We start from the raw sequence: 22,244 nt of genomic DNA, 5'->3' as shown, positions 1-22,244 counted from the left end.
TGACGGGCACGGGCAGGGCGCGGCGAGCGGTCGACGGGGTTGCGGCCGGTGTGCTTCCGGCCCGCGGGACCTCGGGCGACGGGACGCGGGCGGGATCGGTCGGCGGTCCGGTGCGTCGGTGCGCGGGCGGTCGACGGGCCGGTGCGCGGGCCGTCGGCGGGCGGGGCGCCCGGGCGGGGCCCGCGTCCGGGGGTCAGCGGGACGGGCGGGCGGGGCGGGGCCGGTAGGCCTCTTCGGGGATGGGCGGCAGGGAGAGGAGGTTGTCGGCGGTGTCCTCGTCGGAGGCGGTGCGCAGGTACCGGCCGCCGGAGCCGTCGGAGACCGAGGTGAGCGCGACGCGGTGGCCGGGTCCGGTCTCCACGTAGAAGGACTGCCGGGCGTCGAGGGCGTCCAGCGCCTCGACCGCGGACAGGGTCCACCAGCCGCCGTCGGGGTACCGGCCCGCGATCTCGCGGACGAAGACCTGGTCGCTGCCGGGGATCCGCTTGCGGACGTGGGTGACGCGCAGGCCGGGTCCGTGGGCGGGCAGCAGGGCGGAGGCGTGGTAGGCGACCCGGACCGGCCGCTGCAGGGTGATCCGGGCCATCGCGGCGGCGTTGCGTCCCCAGACCTGCGGCGGCGTGGGCTCACCGGGGCGTACCGGCCTGGGGGTGGCGTCCAGCGCGGTGGTGTCGACGTGCCGGAGCGTGTCGAGCTGCTCCCGCGAACCGGCGAGCGCCGCCCAGCCGGCGTCCTGCCAGGCGGCCGGGGGCACTCCCCAGGCCGCGTCGGCGGACGGGACGTCCAGGCCGAAGGAGGGCGCCCCGGGGTGCTCCTCGAAGACGAAGAAGAAGCCCTCGCCGTCGTCGTGCTCCCCCAGCGCGTCGGCGGCGGTGAACGGGAAGCCCAGGAACAGCACGTCCTCGCCGACGGCGCCCCAGAAGACGGGGTCGGTCCGGTCCTGGGCGAGGCGGCGCGGTCCGCCGGGAGTCAGGGGAGCCAGCGCCCGGCGCGCGTGCACGCCGAGGGACGGGAAGCGCCGCACCAGTTCGCCGCGGATCAGCAGCACCACGGCGTCGTCCCCGCCGGGCGGGCGCCGCAGCGTCTCGCCGAGGCGGGCGAACCGCTGCCAGGACCGCATCGGCGGGACGTCCGGCGGCTCCTGCCCGGGTTCGTACAGGCCGCGGGCGTCCCAGAAGTGGCGGAAGGAGGTGGCGGTGCGGTCGGTGGGGAACTCCCGCCACAGCAGCTCCCGGCCGAGCTCGTGGTTGGCCCCGGCCAGGAACGCCTCGATGAAGGGCCCGTTGGCGCGCAGCAGGGTGACCGTCTCGGGCGGGACGTTCTCCGCTCCGGGCAGCAGGTGGTCGGCGCCGAGCTCGGTGAGGAGTTCGGCCATCGGCCGGTCGAACGAGGGCGGGGCGAGGAGCGGGCCGAGCGGGTCGGGCAGGGCGCCGCCGAGGAGGTCCGCCCCGTCGATCCGGGCCGCGACCCGGCCGGTGACGGCCCGCTCCGGGTCGGTGGCGGCGCGGACCGCGTCGGCGACGCCGCTGAGCGGCACGGCGGGCTCGTCGCCGCGGACGGCGCGGGCCTGGGCGGCGAGCAGGGCGCGCTGGTGGGCCTTGGCGGCGGTGCGGAAGTTGGAGGTGATGGTGGAGCGTCGCTGGGCGGTGGAGCCGGGCAGGTCGACGACGGCCAGGCCGGCGCCCTCGTTGAGCCAGCCGTACCAGGCGCCCTGGTGGGCGGGCATGGCGTCGGACCAGGCACGGGGTCCGGCGGCGCCCTCGACGTCCCAGCCGACGCGGTAGGTGGCGGAGTTCTCGGTGGGGCCGTCCTCCACGACCAGGACGGCCAGGTCGGGCTTCTCGCTGCCCGAGAAGTCGGCGACGGCGATGCCGGCTCCGGCGATGGCCGGCCAACTGCCGGGTATGGCGCGCGGGTTGCTCCAGCCGCCGGTGACCCTGCCGCGGGCGTTGATCTTCCAGCCGACCCGGTAGGAGCCGGTGACCTGGCTCCCGTTCTCCTCCATCAGCATCACGATCAGCTCGGGGCGCAGGTCGTGGTCGAGGTCGGCGACCGCGACGTCCACGGCGCGCACCCGCGGCGCGGTGTCCGAGGGCCGGCCAGGCCAGGGGATCTCGACGGAGTCCTCCCAGCCGCCCCGGGCGAGGCCGGTGTCGGGGTCGATGTTCCATCCGATCCGCAGGAAGAGGCGGCGGTTGCCGGTGAACCCGCCGAGGTAGACGACGATCAGTTCCTGGTTGCCGTCGCCGTCGAGGTCGGCGAGGGCGCAGCTTCCGCCGCCGACGTGCACGTACTCGGTGAGCGCGCCGCCCGAGCCGGTGGGGGTGGACATCGGGCTGGGCATGGCGACCGGACCCACCCATCGGGTCGGGTCGCCGTTGGCGTCGAGGTCGCGGCCGATGGCGTAGCGGCCGAAGTTGCCGTCGGTGCTCCCGTTGCGGGTCTCCTCGATCCAGAAGAGCACCACGTCGGGGCGGCCGTTCTTCGGCTTGTTCATGTCGGCGGCGGCGACGCCGAAGCCCTGGGTGACCTCGTGGGTCATCCATCCGCCCAGTCCGGTCTTCAGGGACCATCCGCCGCGGACCGTGGCGTCGAAGTCGGTGGCCTTGCCCACCCGCAGGTAGGGCGTGTTGGCGCCGGCCGGGGCGTCGACGTGTCCGACCAGGAGGTTGGAGAAGAAGCCGAGCTGGGGCCGCCAGCGGATGTCCTGCGGCGGGGCGGCCTCCATGGCGCCCTTGCCGCCGAAGACGGGGCGGCCGAGGTTGCGCCAGGTGTTGTCGCCGCCGAGGTCGGCGTGCCACAGCTCCCCGCCGGCGACGGCGTGGACGACGTTGCCCGAGACGGTGGCGATCAGGCCCTGGTCGGGCACGCCCGGGAGGCGGCCGCCGCCGACGGTGACGCTGTCGAGGGTGTGGGAGAAGGCCACGGCAAGGATGCGCGCGTCGGTGGTGCAGACCAGGGTCCGGTTGTCCTTGGTGCGGCCGGGCAGCCCGGCGACGCTCGGCGCGCCCTGGACGGGCTGCCAGACGAGGAGCCCGAACAGGGGGTGCTTGCTGCAGATCTGGAGGACTCCGTCCACGCCAGCGCCCATGTTCCTCTCGGCGCCGGTGCCGTCGGGCACGCCCCGCCAGACGTCGAAGACGGGGGGCAGCGGGAAGCCGCTGACGGGGGTGGCGGCCCAGCCGGATCCCTCGTCCGCCCACCGCGACAGCCTGCCGTCGGTGTCGAGCAGGTTGAGCGCCCAGGGGCCCACCACCCGGACGCCGCGGATGTTCCGTTCCCCGGGCTTGCGGGCGGCCTCCCAGGTCCAGCTCGATCCCTTGCCCTTGAGGGCGTGCAGGAAGCCGTCGGTGTCCGTGCAGTAGACCGTCTGGTTGAGGTACTGGTTGTTGCTCGGGCCGCTGGGAGGGTTGCGGCGGACGACGGCCGCGAGCGCGCCGTCACCGCCGTTCAGCGGGGCGGTGCCGCGCCTGCCGTGGTCGAGCCACACCCAGCGGTCGCCGTCCCAGAAGAGCTGGCGCAGGGTGCCGTCGGCGCCGGTGACGAAGATGTGCAGGTCCTGGCAGGCGACCGGGGCCGACGAGGCGGTGGTGCCGGGCGGTGGGCCGTGGTCGACCCAGCCGGGGCTGCCGCCCTGGGTGACCCGGGACATCAGCCGGCCGTCGGTGGTGACCACGAAGACCCTGTTGCTCAGGCCGGCCCCGACCCAGCGGATCACCGGGGTGACGGGGTCGACGCCCTCCCTCGGAGTGGTCGGGTTCTCCTCCCACCAGCGGGTGGTGAGGCGGTCCTCGGTGAGCGAGTCGAAGTCCTCCTCGCCGGGCAGGTCGTCCACTCCGCTGAGTCCCGGCGGGGTGGCCAGTTCCGGCACCGCCCGCTCGGTGCGGCGGGCCAGCGCGGCTGCCAGGCCGGTGACGGCGGTGTCGGCGCCCGCGGGACGGGACCCGGCGGCGGCGGCGCGGCGGGCGACCGGGCCACCGGGGCGCAGCAGGCGCCGCAGGGCGGGGTCGAGGGCGGCGGCGGCCTCCTGGTTGCGGGCCAGTTCGCCGGCGGCGGTGCCGGAGCCGAACCGCACGGCGGCGCGGGCGGCGGCGGTCATCTGCAGGAGCCGCGCGTCGGCCGCGTCGTCGGCGGCCGGGGTGCCGAGAGGTTCGGCGCCGGGGAGCCGGCGGTGCAGCCGGTCGCTGACGGTGCGGGCCAGCTGGCCCAGCCGCAGGGTCTCGTTGGCGCGCCGCAGCTCGGCCGCCTGGTCCCAGGCCGCGGCGACCAGGTCCTCCTGGTGACGGCGCACCACCTCGGCGCCGAGCGCGGCCGCGGCGCGGTGCCGGGGGTCGAGGTTGAGTTCCCGCAGCCAGGTCGGCCCGGCCTGCGGGGAGGGCAGCTCCTTGCGGCCGGCCTGGGCGGAGCCGTAGACGGGCGGGGTGAGTTCCGCCCCGTCGGGACCGGTGTCGAGCACGTCGGTGTAGGCGGTGCGGAAGGCCGCGGCGGTGTCCTTGTCCCAGGGCCGGGCGTCGGTGCCGGCGCCGCGCAGGGCCCCCTCCAGGTCGAGGACGCGGCCGGGGTGCTTGCCGGGGAGGGCGGGCAGGCCGTGTCCGGCGGCTCCGACGTCCATGGGGCGGGTGCCGACGTCGCCGGGGAGGGCGCGCGGGGTCAGGGCGCGGACCAGGGACTCGAAGTCCCCGTCCTGGCCGGTGCCGAAGCTCCAGTGGTGGTAGACGGGCAGGTCGATCTCGGCCGGCTCGCCCGCCGCCGACGCGTCGGTGGCCGGCCAGGCCGGGGTGAGGGGGCCCTCGGGGACGGGCAGGCCCAGGCCCGCGAGGCGTCCGGCCTCGAAGGCGGGGACCACGGCGGCCAGGTACCGGGTGTGCGGGAGCAGCCGGCGTGGGCAGACCAGCCGCGAGAGGGTGCGTTCCGGTTCCTCGGCGAGCAGCCGGTCCACCTCCTCCGGGCCGTCGCCGTCCTCCGTGGTGACCTGGGCGTGGGCCCAGGCCCAGGACTGGGCGAGGTCGGGCAGCCGGTCGACCTCGCAGCGCAGCACGGGCAGGGTGGCGGCCGCGGGCAGCAGGGCGGCCCGGTCCGCCTCCACCACGACCAGCACGAGCCAGGGCCGCAGCCGGTCCTGCTCGCCCGCTCCGGCCGGGGTGAACATCCACGGCAGGTCGGGGCGGTCGAACTCGACGGCGGGGAACAGGTGCGGCTCCGCGTCGGAGGCGTCGGGCGCGGGGAAGGTCCGCAGGACCTGTGCGGCGTCGACGCCGGTGACGTCCCCGGGGCCGAGCAGGCGGGCGGGCACGTCCACCGGGGCCCGGCCGGTGAGCCGGGGCCGCAGGACGACGTGGTTGCGCGCGTCCATGTCACCGGCCCCGGCGTCGGGCGCCCCGCCGGCGGCGGCGAGTCCTTCGCGGACCCAGGAAAGGAAGGTAAGGCCGCTCAACGGGTGCCTCCGGCGGGGTTCTCGTCGGTCTTGTGGTGAGGCTCTGCGGTCTTCGCGCCCCTGGGGGTCCGCCCGGCGGCGGTCCGGGTACCGCGGTCGTCGACCGCCGTGAGGTCCGGGGCCGTGAGGTCCGGGGCCGTGAGGTCCGGGGCGGCGAAGTCCGGCGTGTCGGGGACGAGCCGCAGGTCGTGGCCACCGGACCGGCGGAGGTCACGGCGCAGTTCGGCGGCCTCCGCCCAGGTGGCGGCACGGACCGGGGCCGGTGCCCCGGTGGCGCGGGCCGTGCGGGCGGCCGGGACGGCGGCGTCCGCTGCGAGGACCGCCCATCCGGTGTCGCGCACGCCGAGGACCCGGGGGCGGGCGGCGAAGCCCTGCCGTCCGGTGCGGCGGGTGGCGGCGCGGGCGGCCGGGGAGGCCGCGGTGCGCAGGGCGGCCGCGGTCAGGGGCTCGGCACCGGTCGAGGGCCCGGCTCCGGTCAGGGGGTCGGCTCCGGTCAGAGGTCCTGCCGACCCGCTCCTCGCGAACGCGGCCGCCACGGTGGTGGTGGCGGTGCGGTGCGGGCCGTCCACCACGACCTCCTCGTAGCCGAGCACGGAACCGTGCACCCCGTCGTGCTCCCGGTCGGCGGCGAGCGCCCCCTCGGCGGTGCCGCCGGCCACCAGTCGTTCGAAGGAGGGCGCGGAGAGCTTCTCCTCGTCGGTCAGGTCGAGGAACTGGGCGGGCGCGAAGTGGTCCCGGGTGGGGGTGAGCCGCAGCGGGACCGGCGCGGTGGCCGTGGCGGGGTCGGCGTCCTCGACGGTGAGCTCGGGGTCGAGGTCGAGTCGGCGGGCGCCCGTCACGGGCGCCCCGCCGAACCGCTGCAGGGTGAGCCCGAGCGGGGCGATCCGCTGGGTGAACGACAGCCCGCCGAGCGGGTGCACGATCAACTGCTGGTCGGCGTCCGGAAGTTGCCGGAGGGTGACGACGGTGCGGCCGGGCCCGGTGAGCTGGGCGGTCCAGTTGCGCGGGTCGGCCATCGCCTCCTCGACCTTGGCGGCCACGTCGACCGCCGCGGGCAGTGCCGCGGGAGTGCCCCGCGCGCCGAAGGTGCGGTCGAAGCTGATCTCACCGCTGAAGAAGAGGATCTCGAAGCGGGCCTTGCCGCGCACGTGCCAGGGGGTGGGACCGGTCAGCGCGACCTCCACGCCGACGCCCATCAGGGTGCGGCTGCCCCGTTTGAGGGTGAGGCGTCCGCCGATGTCGACCTGGAAGCCGAACGGTTCGAGCTGCACCAGGGCGTCGAAGGACAGCATCCCGTCGATGCTGAAGCCGAGCGCGGCCGCGTAGAGCTCCAGGCGGGCGCCGAACTGCACGGTGTTGGAGGTGAGCGCGAAGTACGCCTCCAGCCGCAGCCGGGGGTTGTCGCCGTTCAGCAGGGAGATCGCCAGGCGGCGCAGCTCCGGGAACCCCTCCGGGCGCTGGAAGCGCGGATGGAACCCGCCGGCCGACAGCGCGAAGTTGCTCTCGCCCTTCCAGCGGGCCCGCATCGCCATGTCGCCGGTGAGCGCGAAGGCGGCGATCCGCGAGTCGTACAGGGTGGCGTCGACGGACGCCTCGCCCCGCTCGAAGTCGATCACTCCGAGGACGTCCATGTTGACGACCACCACGGCCCGTTCCTCGGTGGGCAGCGCCATCCGCAGCCTGCCGAGCAGCACCAGCCGTACCGGCGTGGGCAGTTCGAGCAGCAGGGCGAGGTCGAGGGTGAGCAGTGTGGGCGTGCCCCAGCCGATCCGCGCCATCGGGCCGACGACGTGCCGGCCGGGGGTGGGCGGGAAGACGGCGCCGAGGGTGGCGGCGATCTCGGGGGCGCGGGCCAGCGGGTCGTGCGGGAAGAGGACGGAATCGAGTGCCTTGGTGCGGACGCCGGCCCGCAGGGTGTCCACCGAGACGGAGCGGTTGACGCCGATCAGGCCGCCGACGCCGTTGAGGGTGAAGCCGAACCCGAGCTGGATCGGGGTGAATTCGGCGCACACCAGGATGAGCAGCGAGAAGCCGTCCGTCCCGTCGGGCATCCGGGTGGTGAGCAGGCCGACGGCGGTCAGCGCGATGCTCTCCAGCTGGAGGGCGAGGACGCCCGCGTACTCCTCCTTGGCCCGGTCGAAGAAGAGGTAGCCGCCGCCGGTGACGGGGCCGGCGGCGACCTTGAGCGCGGCGCCCTTGGGCGGGGCGAAGCCGGCGCCGAGGCCGACCGGGCCGAGGTTGCCGTCCCGGGCGGACAGGCCGGCCTCCAGCCCGATCCCTTCCACGGTGGCGGTGACCGGGCCCAGGGTGATCCGTGCGGTCGCGCCGACCCGCGCGGTGAGTTCCTCGTCCTCCGCGTCGGCATGCAACTCGAGCTGGACGGAGACGAGTTCGACGGGACCGAGGCGGGCGTTGACCGGCAGGACGGCGTCCAGGCCGCCGGATCCGGTGAAGGTCAGGCCTCTGCGGCGGGACCAGCGCAGGCCGAGGGCGAACTCGGTGCGCAGTCCGTCGGCGGGCAGGACGGAGGCGAGGAATCCGTCGCCGTCGCCGCCGGCGACGACCACGGCGGCCTTGTCGGCTCCGACGCCGATCTCGACGTCGGAGGGGTCGGGCTCCCCGGGTCGGCCCTGTTCGAGGACGGCGCGTATCCAGGCACGGAAGGCGCCGATCTCCAGCCGGGTGCCGTCGGCGCTGCCCAGCAGCAGGGCGGGCGGCTCCTGGCCGCCGCCCGAGGGGTCTCCCTTGCGCAGCTCCAGGCAGAGTTCGGCGCGTCCGCCGGTGGGAGCGCCCCCGGAGAAGGTGACGCCGCCCGGGCCGAGCGCGACGGCCGGGCCCGCCCCCGCCAGGTCCGCGCGCAGCACCCACTCCCCGAACTGCCGCTGGAGGGTGGCGGATCCGCGCGGCACGAGGACGACGCCGAGGTCGCCGGTGGTCGCGGAGCCGATGCCGAGGGTGGCACCGAGGGTGGCGGCCGTGCCGGTGACCGGGCCGGAGGGCTGCACCGGGAGCTGGAAGGTGAGCATCCGGCGGCCGAGGGCCACCGAGGCGGGCGTCAGATCGGTGTGGGTGGTGTCGCCGAGTCCGGCCAGCACGTCGCCGACGCCGAGCGCGCGCAGCAGGTCGGCGAGGCGGGGCAGCAGGAGCGCGGCGAGGGCGTCGGCGCCCTCCTCGTCGAGCGGTCCGTCCGGCAGGTAGGCGGCGCGGAGCACTCCGACCGGGTCGCGGACCAGTTCCACGAGCCGTTCCGGGCGCAGTCTGTCCCGGGCGACGGGGACGCGGACGGCGGCGCCCTCGGCGCCGGTCACGGTCTCCCCCGCCGCTCCACCGGAGGCGGGGTCCTCCTCGACGAGCACGCCGAGCAGCAGGAGGACGGAGCGCAGCAGGGGGTGGTGGAGCCGGAGCCAGTCGGTGACCAGGTGCTGGACGACGTCCTCGGCGAACCGGCCGGGGTCGAGGTCGCCGAGCGCGGGCGGGACGGTGCGCACCACCTGGACGGCTCGGCCCACCGTCTCGAGCAGCTCCTTGAGACCGTCGAGGTCCTGCGGCGGGTTCTCCACGGCCTGCTGGAGGGAGCCGACCACCCCGGCGACGTCCTCGAGCCAGCCGGCCACCTGTTCCCCGGCGTCGTCCCCGGCGGCCTCGGGCCGCCAGCCGGTGGCGGCGAGGAGGCGGGCCAGCGCCATCGGGTTGGCGGCGGCGTCGGTGAGCGGCTCGATCAGCCGCAGCACCTCCTCCACCAGGGCGGACTGGCCGTCGGTGACCTCGGCGGGCTGTTCCTGGGAGGCGGGAGGGTTCTCCTGCGGGGTGGTCATGCCTGCGTCCCTTCGTTCGCGAGGAGGCTCTCCGGGCCGGCCGACGGCGCGGCTTCCTGGCCGGTCGGCGGCGCCGGTTCCGGGCCGGTCGACGGCGCGGCCTCCGGGGCGGTGCCGTGGGCGCCGGGGGCGGGGGCGTCCGGGGTGAGCGGGGCAGTGTCGGGTCCGAGGGGCAGCGGGAGGACGAAGCGGGTGAGCGGGGCGGCCGTCCTCTGCCCGTCGAACCGCCACCACAGGGTCTGGCGCACGGACTTGTCGTCGCCGGCGCCCCAGGTGAAGGTGACCTCGCCGATGTTGTTGTGTCCGACGATCGCCCGCCCGGTGCCCTTCACCAGGTAGGAGAAGTGGTTGCCGGAGGCGGCGGCGTAGTCGGCGACGGCCTGGCTCGGATCGTCGGGCGGGAACGCGACGGGGATCGTCGCGCGGGGGCGGGGTTCGGCCATGGGGTCGTCGTGCTGGAAGTACTCGTACAGGCACTCCCAGTGGGGGTCGGGGCTCAGCACCTTCCGTCCGCGCGGCGGTTTGACGATGCCGGGCGACCTGGTGAGGAGCGTGCGCTGCGGGGGGTCACCGGGCAGCCCTTCCACGTCGACGGCGATCCTTCCGCCCGGCGGTACGTTCCAGCCGAGGTGGGTGGCCCGGGGCGAGGTGAGGGCGTAGCCGAGGTTCTGCAGGAACCTGGTGCCGCCCGCCTCGTTCTTGAGGGAGCTGGCGGTGAGCTGGGCCAGGACGCCGCGCACCTTGCCCTCGGGCGCCTTGTAGGCGTGGGTGGCCCCGTAGCGCATGCGGACGGCGAATCCGTAGTGCACGTCGCCGCCGAGGGAGATCACCCGGCGCCGGCGGACGCCGTCGGGACCGGGTGCGGCCTGGCCGAGGAGGCGGGCGACGAACTTCTGGAAGGCGTCCTCGTCGTGGCTCCAGGCCTCGACGTCCTGCCAGAGGTAGCCGGTCTCCATGTACTTCCGGATGGCCGGCTGGGCGATCTCCTCGATCAGCGGGTGGCCGAGCACCGGGCAGGGCGACAGCAGCACGGTGACCTTCTCCGTGCCCCGGTCGGGCGCGGACTCCAGCATGGCCTCGTATGACGCGTCGGACCAGATGAGCGCCGGCGAGTCCTTGGGGCCGCCGCGGAAGACGCGCTGGGTGCGGGTGTCCACGGCGACGAGCTGGTGGGCGGGCCAGTCGACGCCGTAGTGCCAGGGCAGGGAGCCGTCCTGCCGCACCATGCGGCCGGAGGCGGTGCCGCTGGGCACCCCGGTGCGGCGGGCGATCACGGCGGCCGGGCCGGGCGCGGTGTGGTCGGGCTGGGCCAGGGCGGTCAGCAGCTCACGTCCGGCCTCCCCCTCGGGTCCCGGCCCGAAGGCCGCCGGGACGTTGCCCCAGTGCTGGAAGACCGCGTAGGCGGCCAGACCGTTGGCGAGGAACCGCCGGCCGTGGTCGGTGGAGCAGACGTCGTCGACCCAGGAGGAGGCGATGTACCAGTCGTCGGTGATCTCGTGGTCGTCGAACATCATGTAGGTCGCGGTGTTGGCGAGCGCCCTCCGCACGTCGGGGAGGGTCTCGCGGAAGTTCCTGACGTTGCCGCACCGGTCGAGGAAGTCCTTGTAGACGCCCAGCGACTTCTTGCGGAAGGAGTACACGAACCAGAGCTTGTCGGCCTCGTCCGGGTGCGGGCTGCCGATGGTCCGGTGGTCGTCCTCGTAGAACTCCGGGAAGAGCAGGCGCAGGTCGAATCCCTCGGGCCACAGGGCGTCCGACCAGCACAGCAGGTACATGACATAGAACTCACCGAGGGTGAGCAGGTGCGAGTGCCCGACGTCGCTGGTGAGGTGGAAGTCCTCGACGGTGAGCTGCTGCCGCTTGCCGGGCTTCATCAGCAGCAGCCGGTGCTCCCGGGGCAGGGTCGGGAAGGTCTCGTCCCGGCCGAGCAGGACACGGCCGTACTGCGTGCACATGTGCAGCAGGACCTCGGCGACGTCGTCGGCGTAGATCTGGTCGCCGGTGAGGAAGAGCTGCTGCGGACGGTGGGCGGGCTTGCCGATGTCGGCCGCGAGGACCTGGTCGAGGACGGCCAGGGCGTCCAGCCCCGGACCGTGCGGTTTGCGGCAGGAGGCGTGGAAGAAGCGCAGCTTCGAGGGGTGGTCGGGCGGGGTGACGAAGCTCGGCTGGTCGGGCGCGCCGTCACCGTAGAGCAGGCGTCCGCGCGCCTGGTCACCCTTGGCGTGGACGACGCCGTCGCTGAACAGACCGGGCGCACCGGCCGGGACCGGCGTGTCCGGGGCGGCGGTGTCCGCGGAGAACCGCGCGGTGTACCGGTGCACGGTCCCCGGCCGGAGCGCGCCGGCGGACGCGGGGCGGGCGGTGACCGCCACGACGTGCAGGTGCTCGCCGATCCGCGCGGTGACGGCGGTGCCGCGGGCCACCGGCTCCGGCAGCGGTCCGCTGCTCCCGGTGAACACCTCCAGCGTCACCTTGCGGGCGGCCTTGAGCACGAAGAAGACGGTCACGCCCGCCTCGTCCACCCGTCGGACCATCGGGCCGGCCAGCACCAGCGGCAGCTTCTCGACGTCCAGCGACGGCAGTGCGGGCACGCTGCCGCCGACCCCCGAATCCCCCATGATTCCTCCGCTTCAGGGCACGGCGGAATCCCCCCGCGCCGGAGCACCGCCGGGTGGTCGGACACGGCGGATCAGCACACGTCACGCACTTCAGGCAAACGCGACGTGAAGACCTTCTTCACGCAATCGTCACGACGAAGGGGGCGCGTGGCAAGAGAGTTGCACGAATGCGATCCCCACTCCGCCACAGCTGCTTCACGCCAACTTCACGTCCGCACCATGGGGAGCGCGCCCGGCGCGAGTTGATACACCCCTCGCCCGCACACCGCCGCACACAGCCCTGACGGAGAGCATCGCTTCGGCGACTCCGCGCGACGAGAAGGCTTCGCTGTTGTGAGGGCGCGCATGGGGCGCGCGTCACGTACGAACGACGCCAGAAGACGCGAGCGGTTCACCAGAACCTTTTGACCAGCGAAAACATGCCCTCACGGGGAAACGGACGGCAGTTGTCTACGACCCGGCTTCGTAGATCACATCTTTGCTTTGCGATTTCACCGCCGCTAAGAATTGCACTCGTCGCTCAGCGAGCCGCGTCTTCCGACCGCGGCACCCCCGTGCCAATGAGGGCACCCCCGGTCCGCAGCGAGCGGACACCGACCGAGGAGCGACTCCCGCGCCAAGTCGAAGAGGTGCCCCATGCGTAGCTTCACCTTCACCGCCCCTGCTCCCGCCAAGATCCAGAAGATGGCTGTCGCCGGCGGTTTCGCCGCGCTCGCCGCGACCACCACCTTCGGTCTCGCCGCGACCGCGGACCAGCAGCCGGCCCAGGCCGCCGCCAAGCCCGCGCCCGTTGCCGCGACCACTTCCCTGTCCGCCGTCACGGACAAGGCCGCCGGGGAGCGCACCGCCGACTCCGTGAGCCGCTCCGCGGACCGCGTCGAGGTCCAGCAGGTGGCCTACAAGAAGCCGGTGTCGTCGCAGAAGACCGAGAAGAAGGTCTACCCGGACAACCTCGACGGCTGGATCCGCGAGTCGCTCGACATCATGCACGAGAAGGGCATCCCGGGCACCTACCACGGGCTGCACAAGAACATCATCCGTGAGTCCTCGGGCAACCCGAAGGCCATCAACGACTGGGACATCAACGCCATCAACGGCATCCCGTCCAAGGGCCTGCTCCAGGTGATCCCGCCGACCTTCGAGGCCTACCACGTCGAAGGCACCCCCCACGACATCTGGAACCCGGTCTCCAACATCACCGCCGCCGCCAACTACGCGGCCGACAAGTACGGCTCCATCGACAACGTCAACAGCGCGTACTGAGCGGACACCACACCTCTGCCGACGAGGGACCACGCGAGACCGAAGGGCGGCGCCCCCACCAGGGGCGCCGCCCTTCGGCACGCCGGGAGCCTCCGGCTTCGACGACGCGACGACGCGACGACGCGACGACGACGAGCGGATGGCCCGCCGACTGCCGCGCACCGCCTCCGGCGACGATCCTCAGCGGCGGGACCCGACCAGCCCGCTCTCGTAGGCGACGATGACGGCCTGGACGCGGTCGCGCACCCCCAGCTTCGCGAGGACGTTGCCGACGTGCGTCTTGACCGTCGTCACCGACAGCACGAGACGCTCCGCGATCTCCCCGTTGGACAGCCCGTCCGCGACCCCGCGCAGCACATCGGTCTCACGCGGGGTGAGGGCACGCAGCCTCGGGTCGACGGCGTCGTCACGCGGGTCCGCGTCGGCGGTGTGGGGCAAGTGGTGTGCGAAGAGGTCGAGCATGCGCCGTACGACACGCGGCGCGACCACCGAGCTGCCCGACGCGACGGTGCGGATCGCCTCGGCGAGCTCCTCGGGCCGGGCGCTCTTGATCAGGAACCCGCTCGCGCCGCCGCGCAGCGCGGCGAACGCGTACTCGTCGACGTCGAACGTGGTGACCACCAGCACGCGGGTCGCGGGGTGCTCCGCCGCGATCCTGCGGGTGGCCTCGATGCCGTCCATGCCCGGCATCCGCACGTCCATGACGACGACGTCGGGGGCGAGGGCGGCGACCTGTTCGAGTGCCACCTTGCCGTCCGCGGCCTCGCCGACGACGGTGAGGTCGGGCTCGGAATCGATCGCGAGCCGGAAGCCCATGCGCAGGAGCGGCTGGTCGTCCACCAGCAGGACCGTGATCATCGGCGGGTCTCCTCCGCGGCAGTGCCGGGCACCGCGTCGGGGCACGGCAGCTCCACGTGCACCTGCCAGCCGCCCGCGGCGCGCGGGCCCACCATCATATGGCCGCCCAGCAGGGCAGCCCGCTCCCGCATGCCGACGATGCCGCGTTCCGTGCCGCTGCCCATGCCCGGGCCGGTGCCGGCTTCGTTGACGACGTCGACCTCGACCGTCGACGGGGTGCGCCGCACCGCGACCGTCACGGCAGGCGTGTCGGGCGCGTGTCGCAGCACGTTCGTGAGCGCCTCCGTGACGATGCGCGTCACGGCCAGCCGCAGTGCCGTGTCCGGCGGCAGGGGCGTGTCGAGCCCGGTGGCCGACACCGGCATCCCCGCGGTGCGGAAGCGGCGCACGACGGCGTCGAGACCCGCCCCCTGCGGGGTGGCGTCGGCGGGGTCGAGGGCGCCGAGCACGCGTTGCATGTCGGCGAGGGCCTCCCGGCCGGTGCGGGACAGTTCGCCCAGCGCCTCGCGTGAGGCGTCCGGTGCCCGGTCGAAGGCGGCTGCCGCACCGTCGGAGAGCGCGATCATCACGGACACGGAGTGCGCGACGACGTCGTGCATCTCACGGGCGAGGCGTTCGCGCTCCGCCGTGCGGGCGAGCACCGCTGACGTGTCGCGCTCCCGGGCGACCGCCCGGTACCGCTCCTCGATGTCGCGGGCGTGCTGGCGGCGGTCCCGGGCGGCGAAGCCGGCCAGCACCCCGGCCAGCAGCATGACCAGCAGCAGGACGATCGACACGATCCGGCGTTCCGGCGAGAACGGGGGCTCCGTCAGCTGCCAGTACGCGTCGTCGGCGTAGTACCCGGTCCACACGAACATCTCGAGGATGCCGATCTCCTGCAGCCACCACAGGGCCGCCGAGGTCGTCACGGCGACGGCCGTGACGAGTAGCCAGGTGGTCCGTGCGCCCCGGGACGACGCGACCGCGGCCGCGGAGAAGCCCAGGTAGAGCCCGAGGGCGCCCATGACACCCGCCGTCATGAGCGAGGACACGGCGACGACGGTCAGCGCGACCAGGACGGTGACCGGCCGTCGTCGCCGCAGGAGCAGCAGACCCGACCCCAGGACGGCGCCGGCGAGCCAGACGGCCGGGACCGTCCAGCGCTCCGGGGCGTCGGGCGGGTAGTAGCCGACGGCGACGATGCCTCTGACGGTGTCCTTGACCACGGCGGCGCCGAAGATGCCGAACGCGACGAGCGCGAGGACCAGGGCCACGTCCCCGAGGCGTGGGTGCGCGGTCCAGAACCTGCGCACCGGTCCGATCCGCCGCACCTGCATCCCACCCAGCAGGGTGTGATCCGCGGCGGACGGCGAGATCGCCGGCGATGTGACCATGGCCCCCACCTCTCCCCTCACGCGAAGTCCCCCCGGCGAAGCCGAGCCGCTGCCGCCACCAGCAGAATTGTCGCCCACCCGGACACCAGGAGCCCCGCCGCCCAGCTTCCCGGATGCGGTCCCGACGACGCGGCGTCGAGCGCGGCGAGCCGGTCGTCACCGGTCAGCAGGCGCGTCCCGGTGCCGGGCAGGAACGCCCGCACGGTGTCGGTGAACCTGCCGGGGTTCATGGCGAGGAACTGGTCGAGCACGACGACGCCGGTCACCGCGGTCACGAGCGCCCCCGCGGGGCGACGCAGCAGGGCCCCGAGCCCCAGACCCACCAGCGCGATCGCCGTCTGGTACAGCACGAACCCGACCAGCATCCGCACGGTCTCGGCGTCGGCGAGGCTCAACGGCAGTCCCAGGGCGTCACGCTGTGCGGCCGTCGCGGCGATCGACGCCACCAGTGCGAGAGCGGCAGTGGCGAGGGCCGACACCGTCGTCACCACCGCCTGGGCGGCGAGCACCGGAAGCCTGCGCGGCACGGCCACGAACGTCACGTCGGCCAGTTCGGTGCGGAACTCCTCGGAGCCGACCGTCACGCCCAGGACGAGGAAGCCCAACTGGGCGAGCACGTACCCCGCGACCACCAGCGACGCACCGGTGGCGCCGCCGCCCGGCCGGGCGAACAGACCCAGCCCGAAGGCCGTCCCCGCCGCCACGGCCACACACCCCAGCACCGTCCACCAAGGTGTCCGCACGCTGGTGATCTTGTCGGCCTCCGAGGCGAGCACGCGCGGGAAGGTCACGGGCGAACTCGTCACTTCACGTCCTTCAGACGCAGGCGCACACCGGCGGCGACGAGCGGGACAAGGGCCCAGGCGGCGAGCACGAGCCCGCCGCCGACGGCGCCGAGGTCCGGCGTGCCGGGCACCGTGGAGGCGTCGGACGACGTCACCAGGAGCCCGCCCGCGCCCGAGGGCAGCAGCGTCGTGATCGTGTTCACCGCCCTCTCCTGCGGCGTGACACCCTCGACGAACGTGGTGCCGCTGGACTCGACGGCCAGCGTCAGCACCACGGGCAGGACGAGCGTCAGGCCGATGACGGTGACGAGCGCGGGGACCACGCGGCGAACCAGCGCCCCGACGGCGAGCCCGAACACGGCCGCCCCGGTGAGGAACACCACCATCCCGGCCAGTGTCCACGGGGTCGACCCCTCGGTCAGGTTCACCGGCAGGTCCCGGGACGACGCCGCGGGAAGGATCGCGAGGACGGCCGCGACGACCGAGGCCACGGCCACGAGCAGCGCGAATCCGGCGACGGCGACCGCCTGGGCGGCGAGCACCGGCCAGCGCCGCGGCACGGCGACGAAGGTCGTGCGGAAACCTCCCGTGCTGTACTCGCCGGTCCCGGCCAGGACGCCGAGCACCAGCGGTCCGAGCTGCGTGAGCAGGAGCCCGGCGGTCAGTTCGCCCAGCGGGTCGTACCCCGGGTCCCCCGACGCGGCGTCGGCCGACAGGTACGTCAGCGCCCCGGACACCACCACCGAGGCGAGGGCGGCCCACCAGGTGGAACGCAGGCTCGTCAGCTTCGTCCACTCCGCGGCGACGACACGCGGCAGGGTCGCACCAGGACCGCGCGCGCTCATCGGGTCCCTCCGTCGACAGCGCCGGCCCGGTACTCGACCGAGCCGGCGGTCAGCCGCAGGTAGGCGTCCTCGAGCGACCCGGCGCCGAGTGCGGGGTCCCCCAGGGCGGCTTCGGCCAGCAGGCGGCCTCTGCCGATGACGACGACACGGTCGGCACACAGCGCGAGCTCGTGCACCAGGTGCGAGGAGAGCAGCACGGTACGCCCCTCGGCGGCGAGGCCCTTGACGAGGTGACGCACCCACAGGACGCCGTCCGGGTCGAGTCCGTTGACCGGCTCGTCCAGGATCAGCGTGCCCGGGTCACCGAGCAGCGCGCCGGCGATGCCGAGCCGCTGCCCCATGCCCAGGGAGAACGTCCCGGCACGGCGCCCGGCCACCGACTCCAGGCCGGTCAGTCCGACGACCTCCTCCACGCGGGACCGCGGGATGCCGTGCGTACGCGCCATCGCCATCAGGTGCCGGAACGCCGTGCGTCCGGGGTGCACCGAGCGGGCGTCGAGCATCGTTCCCACGGAGCGCAGCGGAGCGCTCAGGTCCGCGTAGCGGACGCCGTTCACCGTCGCGGTGCCCGACGTGGGCCGTTCCAGTCCGACGATCATCCGCATCGTGGTCGACTTGCCGGCACCGTTCGGGCCGAGGAACCCGGTGACGGCCCCCGGTGGGGCCGTGAACGTCAGCCCGTCCACGGCGGTGTGCGGCCCGTACCGTTTCGTGAGCAGCTGCACCTGGATCATGTGACCTCCCAGTCCTGCCGGAGCTCTGCTTCCTCCGGCCGACCTCGACGGTAGGAATCCGAGCCCAGCCGCCAGCACCTGCCCGCGAACGAGATCAACTCCCGGCCCACCTCCTCCTTCAGGAGGAGGCCCGGCCCCGAACGCCCCACCCAGGCCGCCGTCGCCGTACGCCGGGGCGCACTCGGGCCCGTCCCGGGCCGACCAGCTCGGGCACCGCCTACGGCGCGCAGAAGCCGAGCGGCAGCGTCCTCATGGGATCAGCGCGGTGAGCTCGGCGGTGGGGTGACTCGGGTCGAGGGGCCATCGGACTCGAAGCCGTCGGTCCACTCGTCCTCGTCGAGTACGTAGTCATCGATGACGAAGCACTCCGGCTCGTCGGCGAAGCCCGGCAGGAGGCTCGCTTCGCGCATGCGCTCCTCGGCCTTGGCGTGCGAGGAGTAGACGCCGAGCAGCTTGGCGTCGTCACCGTCCCGCTCGCTGATGAACACGCTGTCGCCATCGGTGTGCAGGGTGGCCCGATCCGCACCGGCTTCATTCCGATGTCCGATGTGCCACAGCAGAGAGACGATCACCGATACAGGCTACCTCCGGGCACGAGTACGCACTCGGACGGTCTCGCGGCAGCCTGCGTGCACCGGTCCCCCTCGCCCACGGCGGCCGTGCACGGCCCTTCGCCGTCCGGGGCATCCGCGTCACGGCGCATACCCGGCCGGCCCGCGGCCCCCGCCTCCCGCCCCCCGGTGTCAGCGCCGGGTCACAAGATGTCCGTGTAGGCACCCCAGTCGGTGGCGAACGTCATCCTCGCCGGCGTGCCGAGGGTGCCGTCGCCCTTGCCCGGCCACTGCCACAGCTGGCCGCTGCCGTCCACGCCGGCCATGTCGCCGTACCGGTCGCCGTTGAAGTCGCCCGCGAACACCTTGGTGACCGTGCCACTGAAGCCGCTCGGCGGCCAGGCGAGGTAGGAGTTGTTGTAGGGGCGGTTCCCCGAGGACGGCCCCGGGTTCAGCACCACCACCGTCGGGGTGGTCATCCTCGCGATGTCCATCCGGCCGTCACCGGTCAGGTCCACCGGGAAGAACTCGGTCGGCGTGGCGCCTATGTGGATGTACTCGTAGCCGTCGCCGGAAGCCGGGGGCAAGGTGGCGTTGATGCCGCCGTCCGCGTCACCGGGCCACCACCAGACGGAGTCGCCGGACGTGACCCCGTCCTCGAGGTCGCCATAGCCGCAGACAGCCGCGATGTCCGTCTTCCCGTCCATGTTCAGGTCGGCTGCGAAGGCGGCCCGGCACGGATCACGAAGGCCCGGGTCGAAGAAGGCCTGCGTGTCGTTCCGGTTGTCCATCAGCGGCTGAGCCGTCGCACCGACCCCGCCGTCGCCGTTCCCGGCCCACCACCACACCCGCAAGCCGTCGAAGGCCCCGATGTCACCGAGACCGTCCCCGTTGAAGTCACCGGCCATGACGTTGGTGTACGCGCTACCGCGGCCGTCGGACCACAGCATCCGCTTGCTGCCCAGGGTGCCGTTGCCGAGGCCGGGGAAGAGGGCGAGGTCACCGTCCGCCTCAAGGGCCACGACATCGGAGATTCCGTCGGAGGTGAAGTCCTGCGGCGGGGTGATGCCAGGCGTGACGTGGTGGACGTCGCAGGCCGGCAGTCCGGGGAAGGGCTCCGCGCCCACACCCACGACCTTGTCGGCCGGCACGAAACCCCAGCCCTGCCAGCCCGTCCACCCCGACGCGGTATCGCCCTTGACGTAGTACCAGATGCGATTGCCCGCGCCGTTCCTGTCACCGCTGCGCCAGCACACGAAACTGTGCGGGCCCGCCAGCAGCTCCCCGGTCGTCTGCGCCGCGGCGTACGGCTCGGCCTTCACGACGGTCGCCAGACTGTCGCAGTTCACGTCCTTGGTGAACGAGACGCCGTCGGGATCCTTGTGGGACACGTCCGAGAACAACCAGCACTCGCCGTTGTTCTTGATCTCCACGGTGAACTTCGCCTGCTCCAGGAGGAAGTACCGCCATCCTTCGGCTTTGGCGCTCTCTCCGGTGAGGGAGGTCCGCACTCCCAGGTCCACCAGGTTCGTGCCTCTCTGGGAGGCGGCCTGCGCCGCGCTCGTCGCGTCGAGGGACATCCGGCTGCCCCATGGGCAGGCGAAGGAGGAGTTCTTCGTCTTCCACACCGGCTGGTTGTTCCACGTCGTCGTGGCGCCGGCCGGGCCCGTCTCCCACAGTTCCACGGGGAAGAGGGAACAGTCCTCATAGCCGACCGTGCTGTCCTCGAGGGACATGGACGCCTTCAGCACCTGCCGCCCGGCCAGATAGGGCACGTTCACCTGGAAGAACGAGCGGATACGCCCGTACTTGTTGTTCGAGTACGTTGTGGTCCCCACCTCGAAGGCGTAGGTGTCCCACCGCGTTTGCCCGTTGTCGTACACCACGTACGCACCGGGCGGCTGCGCACTGAACGACGGGCCCACGTAGACCGGGTAGGTGGTGTCGGTGCCGGTCAGCAGCTCCTGGTCGGGGACCACCTTGAGGCGGCCCCCTGCGGTGGCCGTCGTCTCCATGGACGCCTGCTTCTTCTTCCCGCCCTTCCCGCTGTCCCACATGCGGGGCACCGGCCCGGAGAACACCACGCGCCCCTTGGCGTCAGCCGCCTTCACGCCCCGCTTCCCGTCGGCGGTCACCTTCAGACCGTTCGACGTGATGCCGTAGGTGAGTGTTCGCAACTCGGGGTTCTTCGCGGCCTCGGCGTCCTTGACCACCAGCATCTGCCGGAAGCCTTCCGCCTCGACCTCCACCCTCAGGTCCACCCCGGGCATCACCTCCGGGTACGTGGCCACCGGGCCGTCCAGCTCCGGCTTCGGCAGCTTGCCCGGCCAGCTGTACTCCAGCACGTGCCTGTCGTCGTTCAGCCGCACCAGCGGACCCGACCCGCCGTCGGACAGCTCGATACCCGCCGCCGCGGCCTTCGGCCGCACACCGTTCTTGTCGGCCACCAGGTCGGTGTCGATCCCCACCCACTTGCCGCCTTGGCGCACCCGCACCGGCGACAGGTGCGTCGTCACCGTCAGCGTCCCCGACGGATTGACGTACGCCTCGGACGTCTCGGTCCGCTTCTCCACGATCTCCACCGGTTTCCCGGAGGACTTCGCCCTCGCCAGCGCCGACACCTCGACGCCCCGGCCCGCCTCACCGGCAGCCGGGTCGGGCGCCGTCGCGGCGATGGCCAGACCTGCCCCGAGAAGGGAGAGCGTCAGCAGCAGGACGAGGGCGAGCACGGAACTCCGGCCACGCCCCCGCGATCCGTCGTTCCTCATCACCATGGACACTTCTCCCCGCATGCCGCTCACCCCGCGCCGGCACACGAAGGCGTTCGGCGTGGACGTCCTGCCCACCACTCCCAGGCAGACCCCGACAGGATGCCGAGAACCCCTGACGTGCCACTGACGAGCCGATGACGTAGGGCACTTCCTCGGCCGCCACCACCGCGAGCGTGCCCGCGCCCGGCCCGAGTCGCCCCCGCGCCGTGGACAGCCGATGGCGAACTGCGACGGGAACGCGAGCCGCTCCGCTCGACCAGGACGACGATGACGACCGCGGGGCCGCGCAGGTCACACCTTGTCGCACTCACTCGAGGTCGAAGTCGAAGGTGCGGCGGGCCCGTTCGATCTCGGGCATGTGGGTCGCGGCCCACTCCAGGAGCACCTCGACCGGGCGCCGCATGGTCTTGCCCAGCGGGGTGATGCGGTACTCGACGGCGACGGGGCGGGAGCTGATGACCTCGCGCTCGACGATGCCGTTGCGTTCGAGCCGGCGCAGGGTCGCGGTGAGCGACTTCTGGGTCACCGCGGGAATGGCGCGGCGCAGGTCGTTGAACCGGCAGGGCCGCTCGCAGAGTTCGTTGAGGACGCTGAGCGACCACTTGTCCAGCACCTGGTCGAGCAGCTCGCGATGTGCGGTCTCGATCCTCAACTCGCCCTCGGCGCCGCCGTCTTCGGTTTCCGGCACGATACCTGGTCTCCTTGAAGTGTCCTTCGACCACCAAGTATCAAAGGTATACCTATCGTTTCGACACGAGGAGACCCCGTGGCCGTCCGCCGTTTCACGCCCGAAGGCATGCTGCAGCCCACCCCGTACGAGCACGTCGCCGTGGGGACGGGCACCCGTCACGTCCACGTCAGCGGACAGATCGCCCGCGCCGCCGACGGCACTCCGCTCGCTCCGGGGGACCTCGCCGGCCAGGTCGCCCACGCGCTCCGGGGCACGGCACGCGGCCTGCGCGGCGCGGGCGCCTCCTTCGCAGACGTCCTGCGCCTGACCTTCTACGTCACCGACTGGGCACCCGAGAAGATCGGCCCGTTCATGGCGGGGGTCGAGGAGGTCGCCGAGGAGATCGGCCTGACGATGCCCCTCCCGCCCGCGTCCCTCATCGGCGTCGATCACCTCTTCGAACCCGACGTGCTGGTCGAGGTGGAGGCGACGGCCATCCTCGACTGAGGCCGGTGACGGCGCCGTTC

General features: G+C 73.4%; 13 protein-coding genes. 2 read left to right on the top strand and 11 right to left on the bottom strand.

Features of this window, described 5'->3' with window-relative positions; translation table 11 throughout:
- Positions 1 to 193 precede the first annotated feature (193 nt).
- From Sfr03f_RS31485 to Sfr03f_RS07445, 3 genes are read right to left on the bottom strand one after another with little or no spacing between them, the layout of a single operon-like run.
- Positions 194 to 5,434 carry a DUF3892 domain-containing protein gene (locus tag Sfr03f_RS31485; protein ID WP_108952863.1) on the bottom strand — a complete coding sequence of 1,747 codons (5,241 nt, stop codon included), beginning with the start codon at positions 5,432 to 5,434 and terminating at the stop codon, positions 194 to 196.
- Positions 5,431 to 9,249 (bottom strand): DUF6603 domain-containing protein, encoded by a 3,819-nt coding sequence (locus Sfr03f_RS07450; RefSeq protein WP_108952862.1) that lies wholly within the window; start codon positions 9,247 to 9,249, stop codon positions 5,431 to 5,433. The genes Sfr03f_RS31485 and Sfr03f_RS07450 overlap by 4 nt, the downstream gene beginning before the upstream one ends.
- On the bottom strand, positions 9,246 to 11,867 hold the full coding sequence (locus Sfr03f_RS07445; protein WP_108952861.1) for a metallophosphoesterase family protein: 2,622 nt from the start codon (positions 11,865 to 11,867) through the stop codon (positions 9,246 to 9,248). Before Sfr03f_RS07445 ends, Sfr03f_RS07450 begins: the two co-directional genes overlap by 4 nt.
- A 636-nt stretch (positions 11,868 to 12,503) precedes the next feature.
- Between Sfr03f_RS07445 and Sfr03f_RS07440 the strand changes: the two genes are divergently transcribed.
- Positions 12,504 to 13,130 carry a transglycosylase SLT domain-containing protein gene (locus Sfr03f_RS07440; RefSeq protein WP_108952860.1) on the top strand — a complete coding sequence of 209 codons (627 nt, stop codon included), beginning with the start codon at positions 12,504 to 12,506 and terminating at the stop codon, positions 13,128 to 13,130.
- 180 nt (positions 13,131 to 13,310) lie between these two features.
- Here Sfr03f_RS07440 and Sfr03f_RS07435 read toward each other — a convergent pair whose 3' ends face one another.
- The 8 genes from Sfr03f_RS07435 to Sfr03f_RS07400 all read right to left on the bottom strand — a co-directional run bounded on the left by Sfr03f_RS07435 (position 13,311) and on the right by Sfr03f_RS07400 (position 21,735).
- Positions 13,311 to 13,988, bottom strand: a complete 678-nt coding sequence (locus Sfr03f_RS07435) for a response regulator (protein WP_108952859.1) — start codon at positions 13,986 to 13,988, stop codon at positions 13,311 to 13,313.
- The gene (locus Sfr03f_RS07430) at positions 13,985 to 15,361 is read right to left on the bottom strand and encodes a sensor histidine kinase (protein ID WP_108952858.1); all 1,377 of its coding nucleotides are present in this window, start codon (positions 15,359 to 15,361) and stop codon (positions 13,985 to 13,987) included. The genes Sfr03f_RS07435 and Sfr03f_RS07430 overlap by 4 nt, the downstream gene beginning before the upstream one ends.
- A gap of 17 nt (positions 15,362 to 15,378) precedes the next feature.
- Entirely contained in the window at positions 15,379 to 16,167 is a 789-nt protein-coding gene (locus tag Sfr03f_RS07425) for a hypothetical protein (RefSeq protein ID WP_108952857.1), read from the bottom strand.
- A complete protein-coding gene (locus tag Sfr03f_RS07420; RefSeq protein WP_108952856.1) occupies positions 16,164 to 16,991 on the bottom strand; it encodes a hypothetical protein in 828 nt (275 codons plus the stop codon). Before Sfr03f_RS07420 ends, Sfr03f_RS07425 begins: the two co-directional genes overlap by 4 nt.
- Entirely contained in the window at positions 16,988 to 17,725 is a 738-nt protein-coding gene (locus tag Sfr03f_RS07415) for an ABC transporter ATP-binding protein (protein WP_108952855.1), read from the bottom strand. Before Sfr03f_RS07415 ends, Sfr03f_RS07420 begins: the two co-directional genes overlap by 4 nt.
- 257 nt (positions 17,726 to 17,982) lie before the next feature.
- Positions 17,983 to 18,297, bottom strand: coding sequence for a DUF7336 domain-containing protein (locus tag Sfr03f_RS07410; RefSeq protein ID WP_108952854.1), 315 nt, complete (start codon positions 18,295 to 18,297; stop codon positions 17,983 to 17,985).
- A gap of 182 nt (positions 18,298 to 18,479) precedes the next feature.
- Entirely contained in the window at positions 18,480 to 21,050 is a 2,571-nt protein-coding gene (locus Sfr03f_RS07405; RefSeq protein ID WP_159105581.1) for an FG-GAP repeat domain-containing protein, read from the bottom strand.
- A gap of 304 nt (positions 21,051 to 21,354) precedes the next feature.
- A complete protein-coding gene (locus Sfr03f_RS07400; RefSeq protein WP_108952852.1) occupies positions 21,355 to 21,735 on the bottom strand; it encodes a winged helix-turn-helix transcriptional regulator in 381 nt (126 codons plus the stop codon).
- A gap of 78 nt (positions 21,736 to 21,813) precedes the next feature.
- On the opposite strand from Sfr03f_RS07400, the gene Sfr03f_RS07395 reads away from it, so the two are divergent.
- Positions 21,814 to 22,224, top strand: a complete 411-nt coding sequence (locus Sfr03f_RS07395; RefSeq protein WP_108952851.1) for a RidA family protein — start codon at positions 21,814 to 21,816, stop codon at positions 22,222 to 22,224.
- The last annotated feature ends 20 nt before the right edge of the window (positions 22,225 to 22,244 follow it).

Origin of the sequence: Streptomyces fragilis (assembly GCF_003112515.1) — a bacterium.
GTDB classification, from domain to species: domain Bacteria; phylum Actinomycetota; class Actinomycetes; order Streptomycetales; family Streptomycetaceae; genus Streptomyces; species Streptomyces fragilis.
The sequence above is the reverse complement of the archived record's forward strand: the minus strand, read 5'-3'. Positions and strand labels throughout refer to the sequence as shown.

What these genes read in the sequence shown, in the direction of transcription:
- Sfr03f_RS07450 (WP_108952862.1), bottom strand. Translation starts at nt 9,249, where the DNA reads ATGACCACCCCGCAGGAGAACCCTCCCGCCTCCCAGGAACAGCCCGCC.
- Sfr03f_RS07445 (WP_108952861.1), bottom strand. Translation starts at nt 11,867, where the DNA reads ATGGGGGATTCGGGGGTCGGCGGCAGCGTGCCCGCACTGCCGTCGCTG.
- Sfr03f_RS07440 (WP_108952860.1), top strand. Translation starts at nt 12,504, where the DNA reads ATGCGTAGCTTCACCTTCACCGCCCCTGCTCCCGCCAAGATCCAGAAG.
- Sfr03f_RS07435 (WP_108952859.1), bottom strand. Translation starts at nt 13,988, where the DNA reads ATGATCACGGTCCTGCTGGTGGACGACCAGCCGCTCCTGCGCATGGGC.
- Sfr03f_RS07430 (WP_108952858.1), bottom strand. Translation starts at nt 15,361, where the DNA reads ATGGTCACATCGCCGGCGATCTCGCCGTCCGCCGCGGATCACACCCTG.
- Sfr03f_RS07420 (WP_108952856.1), bottom strand. Translation starts at nt 16,991, where the DNA reads ATGAGCGCGCGCGGTCCTGGTGCGACCCTGCCGCGTGTCGTCGCCGCG.
- Sfr03f_RS07415 (WP_108952855.1), bottom strand. Translation starts at nt 17,725, where the DNA reads ATGATCCAGGTGCAGCTGCTCACGAAACGGTACGGGCCGCACACCGCC.
- Sfr03f_RS07405 (WP_159105581.1), bottom strand. Translation starts at nt 21,050, where the DNA reads ATGGTGATGAGGAACGACGGATCGCGGGGGCGTGGCCGGAGTTCCGTG.